20 protein-coding genes are annotated in these 22,785 nt (G+C 71.4%); 13 read left to right on the forward strand and 7 right to left on the reverse strand.

Going from position 1 to position 22,785, the window contains the following annotated elements:
• Nucleotides 1-124 precede the first annotated feature (124 nt).
• The gene (locus WME98_RS01895) at nucleotides 125-1,417 is read left to right on the forward strand and encodes a type VI secretion system-associated FHA domain protein (RefSeq protein ID WP_437949700.1); all 1,293 of its coding nucleotides are present in this window, start codon (nucleotides 125-127) and stop codon (nucleotides 1,415-1,417) included.
• Between the two features lie 132 nt (nucleotides 1,418-1,549).
• On the forward strand, nucleotides 1,550-2,194 hold the full coding sequence (locus tag WME98_RS01900; RefSeq protein WP_437331871.1) for a hypothetical protein: 645 nt from the start codon (nucleotides 1,550-1,552) through the stop codon (nucleotides 2,192-2,194).
• Nucleotides 2,195-2,410: 216 nt separating this feature from the next.
• Here the strand turns inward: WME98_RS01900 and WME98_RS01905 are convergent, their stop codons facing one another.
• Nucleotides 2,411-3,328: a hypothetical protein gene (locus WME98_RS01905; protein WP_437949701.1), complete on the reverse strand. Its 918-nt coding sequence runs from the start codon at nucleotides 3,326-3,328 to the stop codon at nucleotides 2,411-2,413.
• 519 nt (nucleotides 3,329-3,847) lie between these two features.
• Between WME98_RS01905 and WME98_RS01910 the strand changes: the two genes are divergently transcribed.
• The 5 genes from WME98_RS01910 (at nucleotide 3,848) to tssG (ending at nucleotide 8,391) form a co-directional block, all read left to right on the forward strand.
• Complete coding sequence (locus WME98_RS01910; protein WP_437313263.1) at nucleotides 3,848-4,351, forward strand: Hcp family type VI secretion system effector; 504 nt, start codon at nucleotides 3,848-3,850, stop codon at nucleotides 4,349-4,351.
• A 144-nt stretch (nucleotides 4,352-4,495) separates the two neighbouring features.
• The gene (tssD, locus tag WME98_RS01915) at nucleotides 4,496-4,981 is read left to right on the forward strand and encodes a type VI secretion system tube protein TssD (protein WP_061622431.1); all 486 of its coding nucleotides are present in this window, start codon (nucleotides 4,496-4,498) and stop codon (nucleotides 4,979-4,981) included.
• Between the two features lie 47 nt (nucleotides 4,982-5,028).
• Nucleotides 5,029-5,451, forward strand: a complete 423-nt coding sequence (gene tssE, locus WME98_RS01920) for a type VI secretion system baseplate subunit TssE (protein WP_061622427.1) — start codon at nucleotides 5,029-5,031, stop codon at nucleotides 5,449-5,451.
• Nucleotides 5,452-5,524: 73 nt separating this feature from the next.
• Complete coding sequence (gene tssF / locus WME98_RS01925; RefSeq protein WP_437331873.1) at nucleotides 5,525-7,294, forward strand: type VI secretion system baseplate subunit TssF; 1,770 nt, start codon at nucleotides 5,525-5,527, stop codon at nucleotides 7,292-7,294.
• Nucleotides 7,258-8,391 carry a type VI secretion system baseplate subunit TssG gene (tssG, locus tag WME98_RS01930; RefSeq protein ID WP_437949702.1) on the forward strand — a complete coding sequence of 378 codons (1,134 nt, stop codon included), beginning with the start codon at nucleotides 7,258-7,260 and terminating at the stop codon, nucleotides 8,389-8,391. The genes tssF and tssG overlap by 37 nt, the downstream gene beginning before the upstream one ends.
• A 20-nt stretch (nucleotides 8,392-8,411) precedes the next feature.
• Here the strand turns inward: tssG and WME98_RS01935 are convergent, their stop codons facing one another.
• Complete coding sequence (locus tag WME98_RS01935; protein WP_437331875.1) at nucleotides 8,412-9,113, reverse strand: hypothetical protein; 702 nt, start codon at nucleotides 9,111-9,113, stop codon at nucleotides 8,412-8,414.
• A gap of 147 nt (nucleotides 9,114-9,260) precedes the next feature.
• Between WME98_RS01935 and WME98_RS01940 the strand changes: the two genes are divergently transcribed.
• Nucleotides 9,261-9,965 carry a hypothetical protein gene (locus WME98_RS01940; protein ID WP_437949703.1) on the forward strand — a complete coding sequence of 235 codons (705 nt, stop codon included), beginning with the start codon at nucleotides 9,261-9,263 and terminating at the stop codon, nucleotides 9,963-9,965.
• A 107-nt stretch (nucleotides 9,966-10,072) separates the two neighbouring features.
• Entirely contained in the window at nucleotides 10,073-11,212 is a 1,140-nt protein-coding gene (locus WME98_RS01945; protein ID WP_437949704.1) for a hypothetical protein, read from the forward strand.
• Nucleotides 11,213-11,260: 48 nt separating this feature from the next.
• Here the strand turns inward: WME98_RS01945 and WME98_RS01950 are convergent, their stop codons facing one another.
• Complete coding sequence (locus WME98_RS01950) at nucleotides 11,261-12,415, reverse strand: FHA domain-containing protein (protein WP_437949705.1); 1,155 nt, start codon at nucleotides 12,413-12,415, stop codon at nucleotides 11,261-11,263.
• A gap of 222 nt (nucleotides 12,416-12,637) precedes the next feature.
• A complete protein-coding gene (gene lon / locus WME98_RS01955) occupies nucleotides 12,638-15,091 on the reverse strand; it encodes an endopeptidase La (RefSeq protein WP_437331879.1) in 2,454 nt (817 codons plus the stop codon).
• A gap of 456 nt (nucleotides 15,092-15,547) precedes the next feature.
• Between lon and WME98_RS01960 the strand changes: the two genes are divergently transcribed.
• On the forward strand, nucleotides 15,548-16,360 hold the full coding sequence (locus tag WME98_RS01960) for a formylglycine-generating enzyme family protein (RefSeq protein WP_437949706.1): 813 nt from the start codon (nucleotides 15,548-15,550) through the stop codon (nucleotides 16,358-16,360).
• A gap of 82 nt (nucleotides 16,361-16,442) precedes the next feature.
• Nucleotides 16,443-17,378 carry a methionyl-tRNA formyltransferase gene (gene fmt, locus WME98_RS01965; protein ID WP_437949707.1) on the forward strand — a complete coding sequence of 312 codons (936 nt, stop codon included), beginning with the start codon at nucleotides 16,443-16,445 and terminating at the stop codon, nucleotides 17,376-17,378.
• A 33-nt stretch (nucleotides 17,379-17,411) separates the two neighbouring features.
• On the opposite strand, the gene WME98_RS01970 is transcribed toward fmt, so the two are convergent.
• The 3 genes from WME98_RS01970 to deoC all read right to left on the reverse strand — a co-directional run bounded on the left by WME98_RS01970 (nucleotide 17,412) and on the right by deoC (nucleotide 20,908).
• Nucleotides 17,412-18,308, reverse strand: coding sequence for an aldehyde dehydrogenase family protein (locus WME98_RS01970; RefSeq protein WP_437949708.1), 897 nt, complete (start codon nucleotides 18,306-18,308; stop codon nucleotides 17,412-17,414).
• On the reverse strand, nucleotides 18,308-19,861 hold the full coding sequence (locus WME98_RS01975; protein WP_437949709.1) for an aldehyde dehydrogenase family protein: 1,554 nt from the start codon (nucleotides 19,859-19,861) through the stop codon (nucleotides 18,308-18,310). Before WME98_RS01975 ends, WME98_RS01970 begins: the two co-directional genes overlap by 1 nt.
• 93 nt (nucleotides 19,862-19,954) lie before the next feature.
• Nucleotides 19,955-20,908: a deoxyribose-phosphate aldolase gene (deoC, locus tag WME98_RS01980; RefSeq protein ID WP_437331884.1), complete on the reverse strand. Its 954-nt coding sequence runs from the start codon at nucleotides 20,906-20,908 to the stop codon at nucleotides 19,955-19,957.
• Nucleotides 20,909-20,986: 78 nt separating this feature from the next.
• Between deoC and WME98_RS01985 the strand changes: the two genes are divergently transcribed.
• Complete coding sequence (locus WME98_RS01985) at nucleotides 20,987-21,715, forward strand: peroxiredoxin (RefSeq protein WP_437949710.1); 729 nt, start codon at nucleotides 20,987-20,989, stop codon at nucleotides 21,713-21,715.
• Between the two features lie 66 nt (nucleotides 21,716-21,781).
• Nucleotides 21,782-22,762: an alpha/beta fold hydrolase gene (locus WME98_RS01990; protein ID WP_437949711.1), complete on the forward strand. Its 981-nt coding sequence runs from the start codon at nucleotides 21,782-21,784 to the stop codon at nucleotides 22,760-22,762.
• The last annotated feature ends 23 nt before the right edge of the window (nucleotides 22,763-22,785 follow it).

A 22,785-nucleotide genomic window follows, 5' to 3' on the forward strand; every position in this document is an offset into this window, starting at 1 on the left:
AAGCGACCGGCTTGCTTTCGCCGTGCGCTGCGGGCTGGTGGGCGGACCGCGCGTCGGCGGGATGGCGGCGCGGAGAGGCGTCAGGCACTCCCGTGCGGCGGAGCGGGTCTGCTAGTCTGCACCCATGCCGGCGGCGCTCTCGGCCCGCGTGTCCGACACCCAGGCCAACCAAAGCTTCGAAGCTTCGTTCGAGCGCTTCCCTGTCCGGATCGGCAGGAACCAGCTGAACGACCTTCACATCGACCGGCCGTACATCTCCCAGTTCCATGCGGCGGTGGACGTGCGCGATCGCCGGATCCTCGTCCGCGACCTCGGCTCGACCAACGGGACGATGTTCGCCGGGCACCGGCTGGCGCGCGACACCTCGGTGGACGTGAGCAGCCAGCCGGAGATCACGATCGGCCCGATCCAGATCCGGCTGGCGATCGTCGAGGCGCCGCTGAAGTCGGAGAGCCCGAGCGACGGCACGCTGCTCGGCACGGGCGGCGAGAACCTCTCCGCGCTGCTCCACCCGCAGAAGCGCGCCGCGCCCGGCGGCGAGGACCCGTACCTGCGCCAGGTGGTGCCGTACCTGGAGGCGTACCGGACCGCGTGGGGCGCGGTGTACCGGATGATCTGGGATCACCTCGCGCGCCTCCCGCCCGACGCGCGCCAGAGCTACCTGCGCCGGCTGGGCGAGGAGCACCCGAGCGTGCTCGCGGAGCGTGATTTCCAGAAGATCTCCCAGTACTACGGCGTGGACTACCGCACGCTCGGCGAGCTGGCGCCGGCGAACGCCGCGTTCGCTGCGCTGTCCGAGCTCGCGGGCGCCCTCGCGCCCGGCGCGAAGCCCCCGGACGACGTGGCGGGCATCGTCAACTTCGCGCGGCGGCTCCGCGACACGATGGAGGTCTTCCTGAAGTGCTTCGTGAGCTTGCGCGACGGCTACCAGGAGTTCGAGGCCGAGGTGCTGGCCCGCGATCGCTCCGCGGAGACGGACAACGTCGCGAACGCGAAGGACGCGAAGGAGCTCGGCACGGTCCTGCTCACGCCGGTCGGCGGGCCGGAGGCCGCGCGGCACCTCCACGAGATCTTCGTCGATGTCATGAGCCACCAGATCGCGCTCCTGAACGGCGTGATGGGGGGCGTGAGGTCGCTGCTCGTGAAGCTCGCGCCGAAGACGCTCGAAGAGAAGCTCGAGCGCGAGGGCAAGAAAGGCGGGCTGTTCTCCAGCAAGTACGAGGAGCTCTGGAAGCTCTACGAGCGCCGCCACGGCGACTACTCGGGGGAGGACAAGGAGACGTTTCGGGAAATATTTGGCGAGCAGTTCTCTCGGGCGTACGCTGCGACCGCCGGAGAGGACTACGGGTCAGCCGGCGAGTCGGGAGGCAGGAGCATCGTCCGCTTCCCCGTCTCTGGGAATTCGAACAAACGGTAGCGCCCCAAAACGGCGGGGCTTCGCGCGGCGCGCCGCGCCTTGAGCTCGCCGCCCTTCGCCGGTGGCGCGGCCGAACGCGAGGCGCCGTTCATGCGAATCAGGGAGAAAGTCGTAGCAGCAGGTTGTCTTTCGGTGGCCGCGTGCCTCCTCGCCCCGCGCGAGGCGGCCGCGGAGGCGGTGCGCGATAAGGGCTGGGCCACGGTCTCGGACGTGAGCCTCGCGCTGGGCTCCTCGGTCGTCTTCCTGATGCCGCGCGTTTATTACAGCGATCCCGAGGCCACGGTCGGCTGGAAGGGGCGCTGGCATTTCTCGGTCCTGGCGCCCGCGATGACGATGACCGCGCTGACGCTGCTCGTGGATCTGCCGATCAAGGACGCGATCGAGTCGACGCGCCCCGGATGCGGGATCGAGGAGACGAAGACGGCGCTGCCCGACTCGGGCTGCGAGTCCTTCGGCGGCCCTTCGACGCATGCGTTCGCCTCGTGGGGCGCGACGGGCGCGGGCACCGGCATCTTCCTGGTCGACACGTTCCGGTACTCGTCGGGTCGCTTCAACGCCGGCGGTTTCATCGGCAATGTCGCCTTCCCCCTCACCGCCTCGGTCGTGACCACGATCGCGCGCGGCGTCGCCCCGGAAGGCACGCGGCCGCACGAGAACGCCGGTCAGATCGCGATCGGCGGCGTCACCGGCTTCCTGAGCGGCCTCGCCGTCGGCACCGCCTACGCGATGTTCCAGCGTCCGAACTGCGGTTACGGCAACGCGCTGTTCTGCTGGTAGCCGCCGCAGCTCGCCGGCGAGCCCACTCGCCGGCGAGCCCTCCGCGCCGGCGGGCGCCCCTCCCCGTCACGACGGCAATTTTCCTCTCTGGCCGTCCTCCGAGCCGATCCACGCGCGGCTCGTCCGCGCCCTGCGCGTGCGAGCCGCGCGTCCTGCGAGCTCGGCGGGCCACCGCCGCCCCCCCGGCGTTCCCCCCCTGGCGCCGCCGCTGCAGTTCTAGTCCTGTCCGACGACGCGCTCCCAGAGCGGATCGTTCGACGAGAAGAGCGTATCCCGCTCCACCCGGAGGAACCGCTGGAACTCGACGCGGCGGAGCTCGCGATCGCTGTCGCGGTTGCTGTCGTCGTACTTCACGATCTTCACGCGCACCTGCTCGAGCAGCTGGATGCCGTTCGGTTTGTAGGACACGTCGGTGCGCAGCACGTAGCGCGCATAGAGCCCGCGCTCGGTGACGGAGGGCACCACGGCGGTCCGTTCCAGGTCGACGGAGGCCGCCTCGATCAGGCGTCCTCGTCGCGCCAGGTAGAAGTGGGCCCGTTGCCGGCAGTCGTCGGGATCCGGGCAGCTCTTCGTCTCGGCGACGACGAGGTTGTCGTTGCCGAGGCGCACCGGGGACAGCTTGGTCCCCTTGCCGGGCGCGCGGAAGCTGCCGACGCCGTAGACGTCGGCCCGGTCGCCCGCCGCGCGCACGAGCGCCACGAGGCCGCCCTCGTCGCCGTTCTCGAACTTGAGGACGCGCACCCAGATGGCGCGCAGCCCTTCTGGCCCGGAGCGGATCTCGACCTCGTCCGGATCGATCTTGCGCGGCCAGCCGGATTTGGAGACGCCGCCGCGCAGCGTCTCGTTGGCGAACACGTAGTGCCCGGTGCAGTCGACGTCGGTCGGCCCGAGCCCTCGCTCCTCGTTGTAAGCGGGGACGACGACCCCCAGCCACTGGTCGTGATCGAGGGTACGGACGGCCGCCTTGTTGCCCGCCGCGCGCCGCGCGGGCGGAAGCTGGGTCGTGCAGACCGGAATCGGGTTCTGCTTGCGTGTCTGCAGCTCGCCGTGCGGCTGCTCGGGGTACGCTCCGCAGCCCGAGAGGGCGGCGGCGAGCCCCAGGCCGGCGACGGAGCCGAAGCGAACGATGTTCACGCGTCCTTCGTATCATGCAAGGCGTCGCCGAGGCGAGTTCGCGACCGAACGCCCTGGCCGGCCACGCTGGCCGGCCGCTCCGGCTGGCCGGCCAGCCCTGTTGGCCGGCCAGCCCTGTTGGCCGGCCAGGCCACCTTGTTCTCCATGTCGGCGGTCGTGCCCACCGTCGGATCGAGCCGTTGCGCCGCGCATCGTCACGTCGCCCACAACCTCCGCAACGGGCTCGACACACGAGCGCCGCCCTATCGACGCGGTGGCCCAGCGGACGGAATATTGCGGCCATCGAGAACATCGAGAACCAAGAAACCTGCAAGCGTCGGCTGCCCTGGGACACAAAAGTCTTGACGCTCCCATATAGGGAGTTACCTTCTGGGCTCCCTGGGATGAACAGGGATAGAGATACGATGAGAGTCGTATCTCTCAGGCTCTTACTCCCGATGGGACGAACCGTCTGCCAGCGCGCAATGGGGCGTAGACTGAGCCCAGGCGGCGAGACCTTGAAGGAAGAGGCAATTGACCATGGCGTTGCAAGCTCATCTCACCTTGGAGGGTGTCACGCAGGGCCCGATTCACGGCTCGGTCACCCAGGCTAAGCGCGAGAACACGATCGCCGTCATCTCCGTGCAGCATCAGGTCGTGAGCCCGCGCGATCCGGCGACCGGGTTGCCCAGCGGCAAGCGGCAGCACAAGCCCTTCGTGATCACGAAGGAGCTCGATAAGGCGACCCCGCTCCTCTACAACGCCCTGGTCAACAACGAGAGCATCAAGACGTGGGAGCTCAAGTTCTACACGCCGGGCGCGAAGGCGATCAACAACGACGGTAAGGAGAAGAACCACTACACCGTCAAGCTCACGAACGCGACGGTCGCGAGCATCGACTTCCACATGGAGAACACCCGGCGGGACGCGCAGACGCCGGAGTACGAGAAGGTCGCCTTCACGTACCAGAAGATCGAGTGGTCGTACGACGACGGCAGCGGCGCCCGCCAGGCGGACGACGACTGGGAGACGCCGAACCAGTAGCCCCTAGCCTCCGGCTTCGGGTCTCGTCGCGCCGGGCGGCCTTCGGGTCGCCCGGTCGCGTTTGTGGTCCTGGAGATCGAGCCGGCCGGGAGGCCGCTCGAATTCAGGCATGGCGATACGGCGTCCTCGGATCAGAATGTTGGCATGCCCCTCAACGCCTACCTCAGACTCGTCGGCGCAAAACAAGGGGAAGTCAGGGGTTCCGTCACCCAGAAGGGGCGAGAAGGTAGCATCCTGGTCACGGAGGTGTTCCACTCGCTGGTGGGACCGCGCGACCCGGTGACCGGCCGCCCGACGGGCAAGCGGATGCACAAGCCCTTCATCGTCACGAAGGACCTCGACCGGTCCACCCCGCTCCTCCTCAGCATGCTCAGCCACAACGAGAGCATCCCCCGCTGGGAGCTCCAGTTCTACCGGTCGGTCGCGATCGGCATCGAGAAGCCGGTCTTCACGGTCCAGCTCACGAACGCGACCATCTCGAGCATCCAGTTCCACATGCTCAACGTGCGGCACCCGTCGCAAGCGCGCGTGCCCGAGCAGGAGGAGGTCGCGTTCACGTACCAGAAGGTGCTCTGGACCTGGAACGACGGCGGCCTCTCGGCCGAGGACGACTGGCTCACCCCGCGCTGAAACGCCGGGCTTCCGCTCGAGGCGCGAGCTGATCTACGATCCGCGCCGTGGCCGGCCCATCGCTCCTCACCCGCATCCAGCACGCGGCCGACCCGCACTCGACGGAGCGGCACACCTACCGGGATCACGACCTCGAGTCGGCCATCCTGACGCACCTCGGGCACATGCTGAACACCCGCCAGGGCAGCTCGCTGACCTGCCCGGACTACGGCCTCATGGAGGTCTCCGAGGTGCTGCACGAGTTCCCCGAGGCGATCGGCCTGGTGCAGCGCTCGCTCAAGAACTGCATCCAGGCCTACGAGCCGCGGCTGAAGAACGTGCAGGTCCGGCACCTGCGCAGCGACTCGGTGCTGCAGTCGATGATCCTCGAGTTCGAGATCACCGCGCAGATCCAGTTCCCCGACGGCCGGCGCCAGGCGCTCCGGCTCGGCGCCGCGGTGGACCAGAGCGGCAACGTCCGGATGACGTAGCTTCTGTCCGGCGGCCGAGCTCACGGCGGTTGACACGCTTCGGCCCAGGCGGTCGACTGGCGGTGGCGAGAGGATGTTCAACAAGTACTACCAGGACGAGCTCACCTACCTGAGGGACCTGGGGCGGGAGTTCGCCGCGGCCTACCCCGGGATCGCGCCCATGCTCGCGGAGCGCGGCGGCGACCCCGACGTCGAGCGCCTGCTCGAGGGCGTCGCCTTCCTGACGGGCAAGATCCGCCAGAAGCTCGACGACGAGCTCCCCGAGGTGATCCACTCGGTCGCGTCGCTGCTCTTTCCGCACTACCTCCGTCAGATCCCGGCGACGTCGATCATCGAGTTCACGCCGCTGCCGAACGTCGTGCGCGAGAGGCTCGTCGTGGCCCGGCACGCGGAGGTCGGGTCGGTGCCGGTCGACGGCGTCTCGTGCCGGTTCCGCACCACGCAGGACGTCGAGCTCGTCCCGCTCGCGGTGGAGGACGTGCGCGTCGACACGGGCGCGCAGCTCGCGCAGACGCTCCGCATCGAGCTCCGCCTGACCGGCGGCGCCGCGCTCGCGGGCCTGTCGCTCTCGTCGCTCCGCTTCTACATCCACGGCGAGCGCCGGCTCCAGGACGACCTCCGCCTCTGGGTCGGCGCGCACGTCGACACCGTCGCGCTCGCCGCCGTCGACGCGTCCGGGCGCGACACGACGATCGCGTCGCTCCCGGGGCGCGCCGTGCGGCTCACCGGCTTCACCGACGAAGAGGCGCTGATCCCGTATCCCAAGACGGTCTACCCGGGCTTCCGGCTCTTGCAGGAGTTCTTCACGCTCCCGCAGAAGTTCGCGTTCTTCGAGGTGACCGGCCTCCAGGCGCTCTCGGCGGAGCGGATCTCCGACCGGTTCGCGATCTTGCTGCAGTTCAGGGACGGGCTCCCGCCGGGGACCCGCGTCAGCCGGGAGAACCTCCGGCTGTTCTGCTCGCCGGTCGTGAACCTGTTCGAACACACGAGCGATCCGATCAAGCCCGAGGCCACCAAGCACGAGTACCTGTGCCGCCCGGCCGGCGCGACGCCCGCGGCCTTCGAGATCCACAGCATCGACAAGGTCGTCGGGATCGCCCGCCGCACGAGCCAGCGCGTCGAGATCCCCTCGTTCTTCAGCTTCCAGCACGAGCTCGATCCCGAGGCCGCCGCGCGGACGATCTTCTACCAGACGCACCTCCGCCCGGCCGCGATCGGCGACGGCATCGACATGTACCTGTCGTTCGGCTCGCCGCAGGACGCGGGGGCGCTCCCCGAGTTCGACGTGATCAGCATCGAGGCGACGAGCACGAACCGCCGCCTGCCGGCGCAGCTGAAGCTCGGCGATCTGCGGGTGCCGACGGCGACCTCCCCCGCGGTGGCGAGCTTCACGAACCTCACGGGCGTCACCGCGCCGCTCCCGCCGCCGATCGGGCGCGAGCTGCAGTGGCGCGTGCTGGCCCACATGGCGATGAGCTACCGCTCGATCACCGATCTCGAGGTGCTCCGGGCGACCGTCGATCTCTACAACTTCCAGGCGATCGTCGATCGCCAGGCGGCGCGCGCGAACCAGCTCCGCCTGGCCGCGATGAAGTCGATCCGGGTGCGGCCGACCGACCGGCTGTACCGGGGCGCGCCGGTGCGCGGCGTCGCGGTCGACGTCGAGCTCGACGAGGGCGGGTTCGTCGGCGAGGGCGAGATGTACCTGTTCGCGAGCATCCTCAACGAGATGCTCGGGTCCTACGTCTCGTTGAACTCGTTCACGCAGCTGACGGTCACCGGCACGAACACACGCGTGGTGCACAAATGGGAGCCGAAGAGCGGCAGCCTGACGCTGATCTGAGGGCGGCCGCGCCGAGGGGCGCCGCGGCCGCCGACCCCGCGGCGCTGGAGGCGCTCCGGCGCTTCGCGGAGACCGCGCCGCGCTTCTCGTACTACCGCCTCGTCTACCTGCTCGAGCGGCTCTTCCCCGCCGCGCCGCCGGTGGGCCAGCTCGGGCCGGTGCAGGACGAGCGCATCCGGCTGCGCGGCGATCCGTCGCTCGTCTTCGCGTCGAGCGACGTGAGCGAGCTCGCGCCGGTCAAGTACGCGGACGGGGTCCAGCGGGCGCGGGTCTCGACCACGTTCCTCGGCCTGTACGGCTCGGTGTCGCCGCTGCCGGCGTACTTCATCGAGCAGATCGCGCTGGCCGACTACCAGGGCGGGCCGCAGCCGGTCCGCGAGCTCCTCGACGTCCTCCACCACCGGCTCCTGTCGCTGCTCTACCGCGCGTGGACCAAGTACCGGCTGCCCGTCACGTACCGCAAGCAGGGCGCCGATCCGTTCTCGCGCCGGATGCTCTGCGCGGTCGGCCTCGACGGGTTCCGCGACTACGAGACGCCGCTCGACCGCTTCTTCTTCCTCCGGTACGCGCCGATCCTCGCCTCGAAGTCGCGCTCGGCGCGGAACCTCGAGACGGTGCTCTCCGAGATGCTCGGGGACATCGGCGTGAAGATCGAGCAGTTCGTCGGCCACTGGACGAAGATCGAGAAGCCGTTCAGGAACAAGCTCGGCGTGATGAACCACCAGCTCGGCGAGAGCCTGACGCTGGGGCGCTACGTGTTCGACGGGTCGGGCCGCTACAAGGTCGTGCTCGGGCCGGTCGGCTACGACGAGTACCTCTCGTTCCTGCCCGGCGGCCAGCGTCAGGAGCTCGTCCGCGGCATCATCGAGACGTTCACGCCGGGCATCCACGACGTGATGCTCGAGATCCACGTGGACACGGAGGAGGCGCCGCGGTTCCAGCTCGGCTCGCCGCGCGCCTCGACGCTCAAGCGCACCGCGTGGATCGGCGGCTCCGCGGCGGAGCGGCTCGTGATCACGATCCCCCTCGACGACAAGCACCTCGCGGGCGGCGACGACGAGGACGACGAGGATCGGGGCGAGCCCCCGCCGATGTGACGGGGGCGCGCGGCGGGCGCTCAGTACACGGTGAGGCTCTGCAGCGCGGCCGTGATCTCGTCGGCGTTCGCGTCGATGTTCTCGTGGTGCACGATCTGCACGAGCAGGACGCGGCGGGGGCTCCGGACGAGGATCTCGTGGGCGAAGGCCTCGGACACGGGCTTCGAGGGGATCTTCGCCTTGACGAGGTAGCTGCGCCCCTGCGTGTTCGCGGTGGCCACCGGGGCGCGGCCGGAGAGGATCTCCGCGCCCTGCTCCTCCAGGTCGGCCTCGTAGCGCTTGAGCACGTCGGGCCACGGGTCCTCGGGGCTGTCGATGCGCTCGTAGATCGAGAACAGGAACTGGCGCGGGGACTGGTACGTGATGAAGCGGCGCTCGGGCGTGTAGTCGGCGCCGCCGACGTTCCAGTCCATCGGGCGGCTGATGCGGACGTCGCCGTTCATGAGGCCCACGCCGATCCGGCGCGGCACCCGGTCGGTGGCCGGCGCGTCGAGCGGCGGGAAGTACACCTCGAAGCTCTGGTCCTTGCTCAGCAGCCCGCTGGCGCCGTGGAGATAGAAGACTTCGTCCTGCCTGGGGGCGGCGGGCGACCCGCCGCAGCCGGCGAGCAGCGCGATCATGGCCGCGGCGGCGCAGGCCGCTCCGGCGCGCCCCGCGGCGGCCGCGAGCCCTGCGCGGAGGGCGGGGACGTGCGCGAGCATCGGCGTTCCGAGGTGCCTCATCGGGCGAACTTTAGGCCAGCGGGGGCGCGCCAGCCAAATGTTCGCAGAGGAGTTTGCCCTCGGGGCGTCCGGCATTGAATGATTGCCCGGCCCGGGCAGCGCTGCGCCCGCCGATCGAGGCGACGCCCCAGGTGCCGCGAGAGAGCCATGTCGAACGAAAGCAAACCGAGCCGCAAGGGCGCGCCCGCCGGAGCACCGGCGGCGAGCGCGCCGAGCCCCCCCTTCCGCAGGAGCCCCGCCCACGGACGTCCGGCGCCGAGCCGCGCGCCAGGGCGCCCCGCGCTCGCGGCGGCGTTCGCGCTTTCGCTGGGGCTCCCGGCGTGCAGCGGCATCGACGCCGGCGTGGAGTACCCGGGCGATCTGCCCGAGATCGACAGGTACCTCTTGACGCCCGAGAACGGCCGCGAGCCGCCGCTCACGCTCGGGAAGTTCAAGGTGGGCCCCGAGACGTGCCAGGGCGTCGACACGCACCCGGTGACGCAGAAGCTCGCGCCCGACGACCTCACGCGCTTCCTGTCGGCGCAGGGCGCCGGGAGCATCGCCCCGAAGCAGGCGAGGTCGAACCTGTACTGGTTCGACTTCCCTTCGAGCGACAAGTCGTTCGTCCGGCTGCGCCTTGCGGTGCTCGAGGATTCGGAGCGCGCGACGAAGGACCTCCACGACGCGGTGCTGCAGCACGGGCCCGGCTGGTGGGGCGTCCGCCGCTCGAACCTCGCCGTGCTGGCGCCCAAGGCGAGCCTGCGGGAGGCGATGGCGTTCGCGATCAAGTACAAGCTCGTCTGCTGGGGGGTGTTCACGTACGCGGGCAACGACGACGCGTACGTGGTCCCCGGGCCCTACGCCGAGCTCTGAGGCGAGCCGACCGCGGACGCGAGGCCGAGGCGCCCCCCGGCGCCGCCGTGCCTTGGCGACCTCTGCGGATCTGGCCCACCTGCGGGGAGTCCGCGTAGACTGCGCCCATGCGCCGTTACGTCTTGTTCGCCGCCGCCGTCGCTCCGCTCCTCGTGGCCGCAGCCGTCACCGTGCCCGGCTGCGGCGAGGAGTTCGAGAACATCTGCGCGTTCCTCAGGGATCAGAACAGCTGCTACGCGACCTTTCACGACGACATCAACGACAGGTGCGGCGCTCCGGGCGCGGGGAATGGGCCGAAAGGCAGCTTCGCGACCCGTGAGAAGCTCGACGTGTGCTTCCTCGAGGGTGGCGGGCAGGTCATCTTCGATCCGCCGCTCGACATCGCGGCGTTCCCCCCGACGAGCGTCTCGTTCAAGCGCATCGACGCCCAGGCGCAGGAGTGCGGATCGTTCACGTACGCTGGGGAGTTCACCTACTCCGTGACGATCAATCCTTGCGGTGAGCCCGAGAACGCCGGGGGCGCCGGGGGCACCGGCGGCAGCGCCATGCTCCCGCAGTGCGAGGATGGCAGCGGCAATAACGAGGGTGGCGGCAGCGACGGTGGCGGCGGCAGCGGCGCCGGCGGCAGCGGCAGCGGCAGCAGCGCCGAGGTTCTCAGCGTGCACGGCGGGACTGTCTCGATCACGACACCGGAGGGCCGGGACATCCTCGATGTGAGCTGCGCCGACGGGACGTCGCACCATTTCAACCGGATCGACGCCGCCGAACGGGAGTGCGGCGGCTTCGATCAACTGCTGCCGAGGGCGGTGCTCGAGTCGAGCGCTGGCCTTCAGCCTCCGCCGAAGGCTGACCTGACGGACGCTGAGGAGGTGGAGAAGTACGCCGGATTCATCAGCTTCCGCGTCCACTACCCGCCGATCGATCCGGAGACCGACAATGAAGGTATCGTGAAGGAGACGCCCGCCGCGGTGGTCGAGTACTTCAATTGCCTGATCCCACCGGCCGCGCCGCTCTGCTCCAACGGCGAGAAGGATGGCCTGGAAACCGACATCGATTGCGGCGGCACTCTCTGCGGTAAGCCCTGCGGGGATGGGCAGTCCTGCGTCGCCAACACGGACTGCACGTCCGGGATATGTGACGTCGACCCGATGACCCGCTTCAAGGTGTGCCAGGCGGCCCCGGCCGGCGAAGGCGGGGCAGGCGGCACCGACGGCACCGGTGGCGCAGGCGGCACGGGCGGACAGTGAGCTCCGTGGAGGGCTGGGCCTGCGACGCAGCGCCCAGCCCCGCTCCGCTCACGCCACCAGCACCTTCACGACGAACGTCGTGCTCCCGAGCCGCAGCCGGTCGTTGTCGCGCAGCTGCCGGCGCTCGCCCTGCCCGAGGCGCTGCTCGTTGACGAAGGTGCCGTTGCGCGAGCCGTCGTCCTCGATGAAGACCTGGCCCGTCGTCGGGTCGGCGTGGAGCGACGCATGCCGCGACGAGGCGCTCGCGTCGGGCAGCCCAATCTCCGTCGTCGGATCCGCCCCGGCGCGCCCCACCTGGGTGCGCCCGCTATAGATCGGCCAGAAGCTGCCCCCCGGGTCGTTCTGGAACGTCACGAGGAAGCCGACGAGCACGCGTGACGGCTGCCCCGGGACCGGCTGCACCGCCGCCGGCACCGCGCCCTGCACCAGCGGCGGCGCGACGATCGCCGGCGCCCTTCCCTGCGCCGCCGCAGGCACCCCGGCCTGCACCAGCGGCGGCGGCGCCATCCCCCCGGCCTGCACCAGCGGCGGCGGCGCCACCCCCCCGCCCTGCACCAGCGGCGGCGGCGCCACCGCCCCGGCCTGCACCAGCGGCGGCGGCGCCACCCCCCCGCCCTGCACCAGCGGCGGCGGCGCCACCATCCCCGGCGTCGCCGTCGGCACGACCATCGGCGGCTGCGCGACGATCTGCGGGGGCGTGCCGAAGACCGGCGCCGGCGACGCGGCCGGCTGCCCCATCGCGCCGCCCATCGACGCGCCGGGCACGATGCCCGGGATCGGCGACGCCAGCGGCGGCTGGGCGGGCATGACGCCCGGCTGGTTCATCGGAGGCGACGATGGCTGCGACGTGAGCCCCGCCGAAGGAGCCGCGCGCGCCCATGGAGAGACCGGGAACGGAGAGTCCACGCCGCTCGAGAAGGGGACGCCTCCCGGCGACGCCGCGAGACCACCCCCCACCCCGACCTGAGGAGGAGGCGGGTACGCCCCCTGCGCGCCGCCCACGGCGCCGTACCCCTGCGGCGCCGCACCGCCGTACCCGGAGGCGACCGATTGCCCCGGATAGCCCGGCGGGCCAGGCGGAGCGTAGGCGCCCGCGCCCCCCTGCACCGGCGGCGGAGGCGCGACCGGACCGGAGGCTGAAGGCGCAGCACCCGCCACGCTCGCGCCGCACATCGTGCAGGCAGCGTCGGTTTCCTTGAGCATCCACGCGCAGTTCGGGCACGGCCTCATGCGACCACGAGGCTACCGATTCGCTTGACATCCGTCGAGACGAAAGCCGGCGGCAAGCGCGCGCACGCCCGCGGCTCCCGGCGCGGCGCGCGACGAGCCGCTCGCCCCTCTTGACGAAAGGGTTGACGAAAAAGGCGCCGCGCATCCAAGCCGCGCGGCGCCTCGCAGACCGACCGCAGAGCGATCGCCCCCGGATCAGTTGCTCGCGATCGAGCTCTTCTCCGACTTCTCCAGGTCCTTCTTCTCGCCGTCCTTCGACTCCTCGGTCGCGGGCGCGGGCTCGGGCATCCGCTCGAGCGCCGCCTCGAGGACCTGCTCCATCCGGCTGACGAAGAAGAACTGCAGCTCGTCCACGACCTCCTTCGGGACCTCCTCGAGATCCGCCCGGTTGCGCTCGGGGACGATGATGCGCTTGATGCCGGCGCGGTGCGCCGCCAGCACCTTCTCCTTCAGGCCGCCGATCGGGAGCACCCGACCGCGGAGCGTGATCTCGCCCGTCATCGCGACGTCGTGGCGGACCTTGACCCCGGTGAGGAGCGAGACGAGCGCCGTGAACATCGTCACGCCCGCGCTCGGCCCGTCCTTGGGCATCGCGCCGGCGGGGATGTGGATGTGCAGGTCGCTCTTCTCGAGGAAGTCCTTCGCGATGCCGTACCTCGCCGCGTTGCTGCGCACGAAGGACAGCGCCGCCTGCGCCGACTCCTTCATCACGTCGCCGAGCTGGCCGGTCAGCTGGAGCTTGCCCGTGCCGTACATCCGCGTCGCCTCGATGAAGAGGATCTCGCCGCCGACGCTCGTCCACGCGAGGCCCGTCGCGACGCCGCTCTCGGCGGTGCGCTCGGCGACCTCGCTCGTGTACTTCGCCGGGCCGAGGAACTCGTGCAGGTCGTCCTCGTTGTCGACGCGCCGCTTCTGCGTGTCGCCCTCCGCGACCTTCACCGCCACGCCGCGGATGACGCCCGCGATCTGCCGCTCGAGCGAGCGGACGCCGGCCTCGCGCGTGTAGTGATCGATGATCTCCTCCAGCGCCTTGTCGGTGACCTCGAGCTGGTCGGTCGTCAGCCCGTGCTCGGACAGCTGCTTCGGGAGCAGGTGCTGCCGCGCGATCGCGAGCTTCTCCTTCCGCGTGTAGCCCGGGATCTCGAGGATCTCCATGCGGTCGCGGAGGGGCGGCGGGATCGGATCGGCCACGTTCGCGGTCGCGACGAACATCACGTGCGACAGGTCGTACGGGATCTCCAGGTAGTGATCCGCGAACGTGTTGTTCTGCTCCGGGTCGAGCACCTCGAGCAGCGCCGCGGAGGGGTCGCCCCGGAAGTCGTGCCCGATCTTGTCGACCTCATCCATCATGAAGACCGGGTTGATCGTCCCCGACTTCTTCATGCCCTGGATGATCTGGCCGGGCAGCGCGCCGACGTAGGTGCGCCGGTGGCCGCGGATCGCCGCCTCGTCGTGCACGCCGCCGAGCGAGACGCGGTGGAACTTGCGGCCGAGGGCGCGCGCGATGCTCCGGCCGAGCGACGTCTTGCCGACGCCGGGCGGCCCGAGCAAGCAGAGGATCGGGCCCTTCTTGTCCTGCTTCAGCTTGCGGACCGCGAGGTACTCGAGGATGCGCTTCTTGACCTTCTCCAGGCCGTAGTGGTCCTCGTCGAGCACCTTGCGGACGCTGCCGATGTCCAGGTTGTCCTGCGTCGACTGCGTCCACGGCACGTCCAGGATCCAGTCGAGGTACGTCCGCACCACGGTGTACTCGGCCGACCCGACCTGCATCGTCCGCAGCCGCTTCAGCTGCTTCTTCGCGACGGTCTCCGCCTCGGTCGGCAGGTTCGCCTTCGCGATGCGATCCTCGAGCCCGTCGAGGTCGCCCTGATCGCCGTCGTCCTCGCCGAGCTCCTCCTTGATGGCCTTGAGCTGCTGGCGGAGCACGTACTCGCGCTGGTTCTTGCCCATCTCCTCCTTGATCTGGGAGTTGATGCGCTCGCGCATCTTCAGGATCTCCAGCTGCCGCGTGAGCAGCCGGAGCACCTTGCGGATGCGCTCCTTCACGTCGATCGTCTCGATGAGCTGCGCCTTCTCCTCGACCGGCGCGTCGAGGTTCGCCGCGACGAGGTCGGCGAGCGCGCCCGGCGCCTGGATCGAGTCGATGAGCGAGCCCGCCTCGCGCGGGAGCTCGGGCATCAGCTGGATGACCTGCTTCGCGATGTCGCGCAGGCTCATCGCGAGCGCCTCGGCCTCGACGTCCTCCGTCGCCGGCTCATCCATGCGGCGGATCTTGGCGCGCAGGTACGGCGTGTGGGCGGTGACGGTGTCGAGCCGGATCCGCGTGAGGCCCTGCAGGATTAGCGAGTAGTTGCCCGAGCTGTGCTTGAGCGCCTTCAGCACCCGCGCGGCGCAGCCCATGGGGTACAGATCCTCGGCGCCGGGATCGTCGGTCGACGGATCGCGCTGGGCAAAGATCGCGATGACCGGGCCGGGAAGGTTGTCGACATCCTCGACCAGCGCGACCGACTTCTCGCGGCCGACATCGAAGGGCGCAACGGCGCCCGGGAACAGGACCGCATTGCGGATCGGCAGAACCGGCAGCTCGTCGCCGAAGACGACCTCTTCCTCGGAGCGCGGCGGCATCGGCGGGTTCTTTTTCTCGGACATGGCGATCTCCTCTAGGCACCCGACCGGGGGAGGTAAACCCCTTCATCAACCTGACGCCGGGTCGCGCGGCGGGCGCGCGCCCCGGTCATCCTGGCTTGCATCCAGACGGATGCGAACGGTGCGACGCGGAGCCCTGCTGGCAGCTCTGGTGGAAGACAGCCCGCGAGGCTACGGGAACTCACCATAGACACGGCGCATGCCGCGTGCCACAGCCCTGGCCATTTTTTTGAATGGGGATATTCTGCGGGTCAGCTCCGACCTGCAGCGCTCGCTTGTCGGGCGGCGCGGCGACGCGGCGCAGGGCCCACCGCGGCGCCTACCGCGTCGCCCACCGCGTCGCCCACCGCGTCAGACGAGAGGCGCATCGTCTCCCCACCGTCCCCCGCCGTCGCGCCGCGACGCGGGCTCGGCCGCGGCGGCGCCCGGCGCGGAGCGACACCGGAGCCCTCGCGAACGATGATCGATCCCCTGCTCGGCCTCGGCGCGCTCGCCCTCGCGATGCTCAGCCTGCCAGCGGCGCCGTCCCTCGATCCGGGGCCCAGCCCGGCGTGCCCGCCGGACATGCGGCTCGTCACCGGCACCCACCATGACGACGTCCAGCATGTCTGCGTCGAGCCGGTCAAGAGCGGCAAGGCGACCCACTGCTTCGCCTACTGGGAGGGGATCACCGCAGAGGAGGGGCCGACGACCGAGATCGCGGTGTGCATGGATCAGTTCGAGGCGCCGAACCAGCGGGGGGCGAAGCCGCTCGTCATGCAGTCGTTCGAGATGGCGACCGCGTGGTGCGCGGCGCGCGGCAAGCGGGTGTGCGCCGAGCAGGAGTGGGAGCTCGCGTGCGAGGGCCCCGAGCGGCGCCCGCTCGTCTACGGCTGGCGCGTGGACAGGGCCGTCTGCAACAGCGGCAAGGCGTGGCGGCCGGTCGACGAGCGGAAGCTCGGCGCCTCCGGCGACGTCGCGCGGCGCGAGGTGGAGCGGCTCTGGCAAGGCGCCCCGAGCGGCTCGTACCCCGGGTGCGCCTCGTCGTTCGGCATCTTCGACATGATGGGCAACGTCGAGGAGTGGGTCGCGTCGCGCCGCGGCCGGCGGTGGCCGGGCGCGCTCATGGGCGGCTTCTGGGCCAAGCCGTGGACGGGCTGCCGCGGGACGAACGACGCGCACGACCCGAAGTTCGTGTTCTACGAGACCGGCTTCCGCTGCTGCGCCGATCCGCGCGGCGCAGCGGCGCGCGGGAAGGACGACGACGCCGGGCGGCCGGCGGCGCCGCCCTGAGCCACGTCCGCGCGGCGGCGTCGGCGCGATCGCGATGAAGAAGGCGGCCGTGCCGGGCGCCGCTCCTGCTAGAAGCTAGGGCGTGCGCGCGCTCTTCTTCGGTACCCCCGCCATCGCCGTGCCCTCGCTCGAGGCGCTCGCGTCGATCGCGGACGTCGTCGGCGTCGTCTGCCAGCCCGACCGGCCGGCCGGTCGCGGGCTCGAGCTCAAGGCGCCGCCGGTCAAGGTGAAGGCCGGAGAGCTCGGCCTGCCCGTGGTGCAGCCCGAGAAGATCCGCACGCCCGAGTTCGCCGCGTGGGTGAAGGACGCCGCCGCGGACGTCGCGCTCGTGATCGCCTACGGGCGCATCCTGCCGAAGGCGGTGCTCGATGGGCCGCGGCGCGGCTGCATGAACCTGCACGCGTCGATCCTGCCGCGCTACCGCGGCGCCGCGCCGATCACCTGGGCGATCGCCGGGGGCGAGGCCGAGACGGGCGTCTCGCTGATGCAGATGGACGAGGGCATGGACACGGGGCCGGTCTACGCGATCCATCGCATCCCGATCGGCCCCGACACGACCGCCGACGAGCTCGCGGTCGATCTCGGGGCGCTCGCGGCGCGCGTCGTGCGCGAGGACCTCCGCCGCGCCGTGGACGGCGAGCTCCAGGCGACGCCGCAGGATCACGAGGCGGCGACGCACGCGCCGCTCCTCAAGAAAGAGGACGGGCGCATCCGCTGGGACCGGAGCGCCCGGCAGATCCACGACCACATCCGGGGGATGACCTCGTGGCCAGGCGCCTTCACGACGATCGAGGGCAAGGCGCTCAAGGTGCTCGCCGCGCGCGTCGAGCGCGAGGCCGACCGCGACGGGGCGCCGCCGGGGACCGTGGTGATGGCCGGCCGCAACATCGTGATCGTCGCCTGCGGCGACGGCGCGATCCAGATCCTGCGGGCGCAGGCCGAGGGGCGGAAGCCGCTCGCGGCCGCGGATCTCGTCGCCGGGCGGACGCTGCAGACGGGGATGGTGCTCGGCCGCTGAGCGGCGCGCGGCGCGCAGCTGACCTCGCCCGCGCTACGGCCCGGCCGGGTGCCAGATCGTCTTCAGCTCGACGAACCGCTCGATCCAGCGCGGGGACGTCGCCGCCCGCTCGTCGAACCACTCCGCCTCGCCGAGCGAGCGGGACCGCACCCGCTTGACGCTGGCGGCGGCCGCCTCCTCGAGGCGCTTCGCCAGGGCCGCGTCCACGCCGTGCAGATCGAGCGCGGCGACCTCCATGTGCGCGGCGAGGTGCGGCAGCACCTCGGCAAGCTGGCCGGTGAGGAGGTTGACGACGCCGCCCGGGAGATCGCTCGTGGCGAGCGCCTCGGCGAAGACGAGGGCGGTGCGCGGATCCGCCTCGCTGGCGAGCACGACGCAGGTGTTGCCGGCGGTGATCACCGGCAGGAGCGCGCCCGCGAGGCCGAGGAGCGCGGGGCGCGGCGGCGCCGCGATGACGACGACCCCCATCGGCTCGGGCACCGTGAAGGTGAAGTGCGGGCCGGACACGGGGTTCAGGCTCGCGAAGAGGCTCTGGTACTTGTCGGCCCAGCCCGCGTACGCGACGGCGCGATCGATCGACGCGAGGACCTCGCGCTCGGCGGCGCCGGCGTCAAGGCCGCCGCGCTCGAGCGAGGCCGCGAGCTCCGCGCGCCGCGCCTCGAGCATCTCGGCGAGGCGGTAGAGGATCTGCCCGCGGTTGTAGGCCGAGCGCGACGACCAGCCGCCGAGCGCGCCGGCCGCCGCGACCACCGCGTCGCGCCCGTCCTTGCGCGAGGCGCGCGGGATGTTCTCGACCGCGCCCGCGCCGCCGTGATCGCGCACCTGCGTGTACCTCCCCGACTCCGAGCGCACGAACGCGCCGCCCACGAACATCTTGTACGCCTTGCGCACGCCGACGCGCGCGCCCGCCTCGCCGTTGCCGAGCGCCATCAGTCCACCTCGAGGTAGGCGAGCAGCCCCTGGCGCCCGCCCTCGCGGCCGAAGCCGCTCTCCTTGTAGCCGCCGAACGGGGAGCTGGGGTCGAACTTGTTGAAGGTGTTCGCCCAGACGACGCCGGCGCGGAGCCGCTGCGCGACCCAGAAGCTCTTCGAGCCCTTGCCCGTCCAGACGCCGGCCGACAGCCCGTACATCGTGTTGTTCGCCTTCTCGATCGCCTCCTCGGGCGTGCGGAAGGTCAGGATCGAGAGCACCGGGCCGAAGATCTCCTCGCGCGCGATCCGGTGCGACTGCGCGACGCCCGTGAACAGCGTCGGCGCGAACCAGTAGCCGCGCTCCGGGAGCGCGCAGCTCACCGAGAAGCGCGCGGCCCCCTCGCGCTCGCCCGCGGCCACGAGCTCCTGGATCTTCTCGAGCTGCGCCCGCGAGTTGATGGCGCCAACGTCCGTGTTCTTGTCGAGCGGATCGCCGACGCGCAGGGTCGCCATGCGCTCGCGCAGCTTGACGAGCAGGGCGTCGTGGACGCTCTCCTCGACGAGCAGGCGCGAGCCCGCGCAGCAGACGTGGCCCTGGTTGAAGAAGATGCCGCCGATGATCCCCTCGACCGCCTGATCGAGCGGCGCGTCCTCGAAGACGATGTTCGCGGCCTTGCCGCCGAGCTCCAGCGTGAGCCGCTTGCCGGTGCCGGCGAGCGCGCGCTGGATGCGCTTGCCGACCTCGGTCGAGCCGGTGAACGCGACCTTGTCGACGCCGGGGTGGCCGACGACCGCGGCGCCCGTCGCGCCCGCGCCCGTGACCACGTTGACGACGCCGGGCGGCAGGTCCGCCTCCTCGATGATCTTCGCGAGGAGCAGCGACGTGAGCGGCGTCGTCTCGGCGGGCTTGAGGACGCACGTGTTGCCCGCCGCGAGCGCGGGCGCGAGCTTCCACGCCGCCATGAGGAGCGGGAAGTTCCACGGGATCACCTGCCCCGCGACGCCGAGCGGCCGCGGGTCCCGCCCGGGGAAGGCGTGCTCGAGCTTGTCGGCCCAGCCCGAGTAGTAGAAGAAGTGCGCGGCCGCGAGCGGGAGGTCGACGTCGCGAGACTCCTTGATGGGCTTGCCCCCGTCGAGCGACTCGACGACCGCGAGCTCGCGCGACTTCTCCTGGAGGGCGCGGGCGATGCGGTAGATGTACTTGCCGCGATCGAGCGGGCGCAGGCGCGACCAGTGCTTCTCGTACGCGGCCCGGGCCGCCTGCACGGCGAGGTCGACGTCGCGCTCGGAGGCCTCGGCGAACTCGCAGAGCTTCTCCTCGGTCGACGGGCTGACGCTGTCGAGGTAGCGGCCCGACTCCGGGGCGCGCCACGCGCCGCCGATGAAGAGGTCGTACCGCGGCGCGATCTTCACGTGGTCGCGCCCCTCGGGCGCCGGCGCGTAGCGCCACGCGTCGCCGAACACGACGGCCGCCTCGCGCGCGGGGCTCGCGTCGCGCGCGGCGCGCTCCACGCCAGACTCCCGGGGCGCGCCCCCGTCGCCGCCTGCCGCGGCGGTGCTCCTGTCGCTCATGCCGCGCACTCTACGCCGGCGGCCGCGCGTTGAACATCGGCCCCGGCCACGCCGCGCGACGCCAGGCCGCGCGCGCGCCCCGACCGCGCGCGGTCAGTCCTTGCTGAAATAGTCGCCGCCCTGGTAGGCGCCGGTCCGCTCCTTCTCGAGCTGCATGAGCACGTCGTTGAGGAGCGTGGACGCGCCGAAGCGGAACAGGTCGCTCGTGAGCCAGGCGTCGCCGAGGGTCTCCTTGACCAGCACGAGGTAGTGCAGCGCCTGCTTCGCCGTCCGGATGCCGCCGGCCGGCTTCATCCCGACGCGCTGGCCGGTCGCGTGCGCGTGATCGCGGATCGCCTCGAGCATCACCAGCGTCACCGCGGGCGTGGCCGCCGGGGTGACCTTCCCGGTCGAGGTCTTGATGAAGTCGGCGCCGGCGAGCATCGCGATGCGGCTCGCCTTGCGGACGCGGTCGTAGCTCCCGAGCTCGCCGGTCTCCAGGATCACCTTGAGGTGCGCGCGCCCGCACGCCTCCTTGGTCGCGGCGATCTCGTCGTACACGGCGTTGACCTCGCCGGCGAGCATCGCGCCGCGGTCGATCACCATGTCGATCTCGTCGGCGCCGAGCTCGACCGCCTGGCGCACGTCGGCGAGCTTGACCTCGAGCGTCGACAGCCCGCTCGGGAAGGCGGTCGCCACACTCGCCACCTTGACCGTCGAGCCCGCGACCGCTCGCCTGGCGACGGGCACGAGCTTCGGATAGACGCACACCGCCGCACACGGAGGGATGTCCGCGCGCTCGTGAGGGCGAAGCGCCTTCTGGCAGAGCTGCTCGACTTTTCCGGGCGAGTCTTTTCCCTCGAGGGTGGTGAGGTCCATCATGGAGATGGCGAGCTTGAGGCCGGCGACCTTGGCCGGGCCCTTGATGCTTCGTTTGCCGAGCCCGGCGGCACGCTCTTCCACCATGACCTTATCCACGGTAGGCGAAGAGAAATCGGGGTAGGTGATTCCCCTGCCCTGGCGCACCGCGCCGGGGGCGGCGCCGCTGCCGTTTCCGTAGATCGCCATCGGCCTGGTCTCCTGTCGGCGCAACGTACCAGAAGCGTCGGATCGATCCTACCGAGTGCGTGCTAACGTGGCGCTCTGATGAAGAGACGCTTCCCGACTGCCCTCGTTTTTGTCGTTGTTGCTGTCGTCTTTGCCTTTGTCTCGCTGCTCGCGTGTGGCGCGGCCGAGCGACCCGACGGTGGACAGGGGCTCCTCCCGGTCGGCGCGACGGCGCCCGACGTGTTCGCCGCCGATCAGAACGGCGCGATCCAGCGGCTGTCCGACCAGCGGGGTCGCGCCGTGGTCGTGTACTTCTATCCGAAGGACGGGACGCCGGGCTGCACGGAGGAGGCGTGCGCGTTCCGCGACGCGTGGGATCGCTTCAAGCAGGCCAACGTGCAGATCTTCGGCGTCTCCCCCGACACGCGCGAGTCGCACGAGGCGTTCGCGACCGAGCACAGGCTGCCGTTCCCCATCCTCGTCGACACCGACCAGACGTGGGCCAACGCGTTCGGCGTGCCGACGCGGCTCGGGTCGATGGCGCGCGTGACGTTCCTGATCGATCCCGACGGCAAGGTCGCGAAGGTCTACCCGGACGTCGATCCCGGCGTGCACGCCGACGAGGTGCTGAAGGACGCCGCGCAGCTCACGGGCGCCGCGCTCCCGGCGGCGCCCGCGGCGTCGGCGAGCGCCGCGCCGGCCGGGTCCGACGCCGCGGCGCCGGGCGCTGCGGGCGCGCCGCCTGCGGCGGCGGGATCGGCCGCGCCGGTGGCGACGGGGACGATGCTTCCCCCGGCAGCTCCTGCGGCGCCGCCTGCGAAGCGGTGACGGCGCCGGGCGCGCGGCGCGCGCGGGGGGTTGACGTGGGCGCCTGCACGCGAGAGCACGCGCGTGGTGAGTAGGACGTCCGAAATTTGGAAGACCAACGGTCTGGAGCTGTGCGTCCATCGCTTTCGCGACGACGCCGCGCGGCCGTCCGGCCTCACGCTGCTCTTGCTCCACGGCTTCCTCGACGCGGGGAGCACGTGGGATCTCGTGGCCGAGCCGCTCGCGCGGGCGGGGCACGACGTGATCGCGCCCGACCTCCGCGGCTTCGGCCGGAGCGGCCGCGTCGGCGCGGGCAGCTACTACTACTTCCCCGACTACATCGCCGACGTCGCGGCGCTCGTCGACGCGCTCGCGCCGGCGCGGCTCGGCGTGGTGGGCCACTCGATGGGCGGCGCGGTCGCGGTGTACTACGCGGGCGCGAGCCCCGGCCGCGTCGAGCGCCTGGCGCTGCTCGAGGGCCTGGGGCCGCCGGCGCGCGGGCCCGACGTCGCCGTCGCGCGCATGGAGACGTGGCTGCGCGAGATGAAGGGGCTCGATCGGGCGCCGCGGCGGCTCGCGTCGATGCAGGACGCGATCGCGCGGCTCGCGGCGCATCACCCGCGCGTGCCGCTCGACGTGCTCGCGACGCGCGCGCCGCTGCTCACGCGCGAGGAGCCCGGCGGCGGGCTCGCGTGGGCGTACGATCCGATGCACCGGACGACGTCGCCGCTCTGGTTCCAGGCGGAGGCGTTCGCGGCGTTCCTGGAGCGCATCGCGTGCCCGACGCTGGTCGTGAGCGGCGGGCCGACCGGGTGGCGCCCGCCGGACGAGGCGGCGCGGGTGGCGAAGCTCGCGCGCGCGGAGCACGTCGATCTGCCGGACGCCGGGCACATGATGCACTGGTCGGCGGCGGCGGAGCTCTCGGAGCGGCTGGGCGAGTTCTTCGCGAGGGGGAGCGCCGGCGACGCGGCGGGCCCGAGGAGCGGGGAAGCAGAGGCGAGGACGAGGACAGCGGGCGCAGCGGCGGCGGGCGGCGGGCGGGACCGGGCTGACGGGGGGCGCGAATAAAAGAGCTTGACTCGGTAGGACGA

This window comes from Sorangium sp. So ce296 (assembly GCF_051529605.1).
In the GTDB taxonomy this organism is placed as follows: domain Bacteria; phylum Myxococcota_A; class Polyangia; order Polyangiales; family Polyangiaceae; genus Sorangium; species Sorangium cellulosum_D.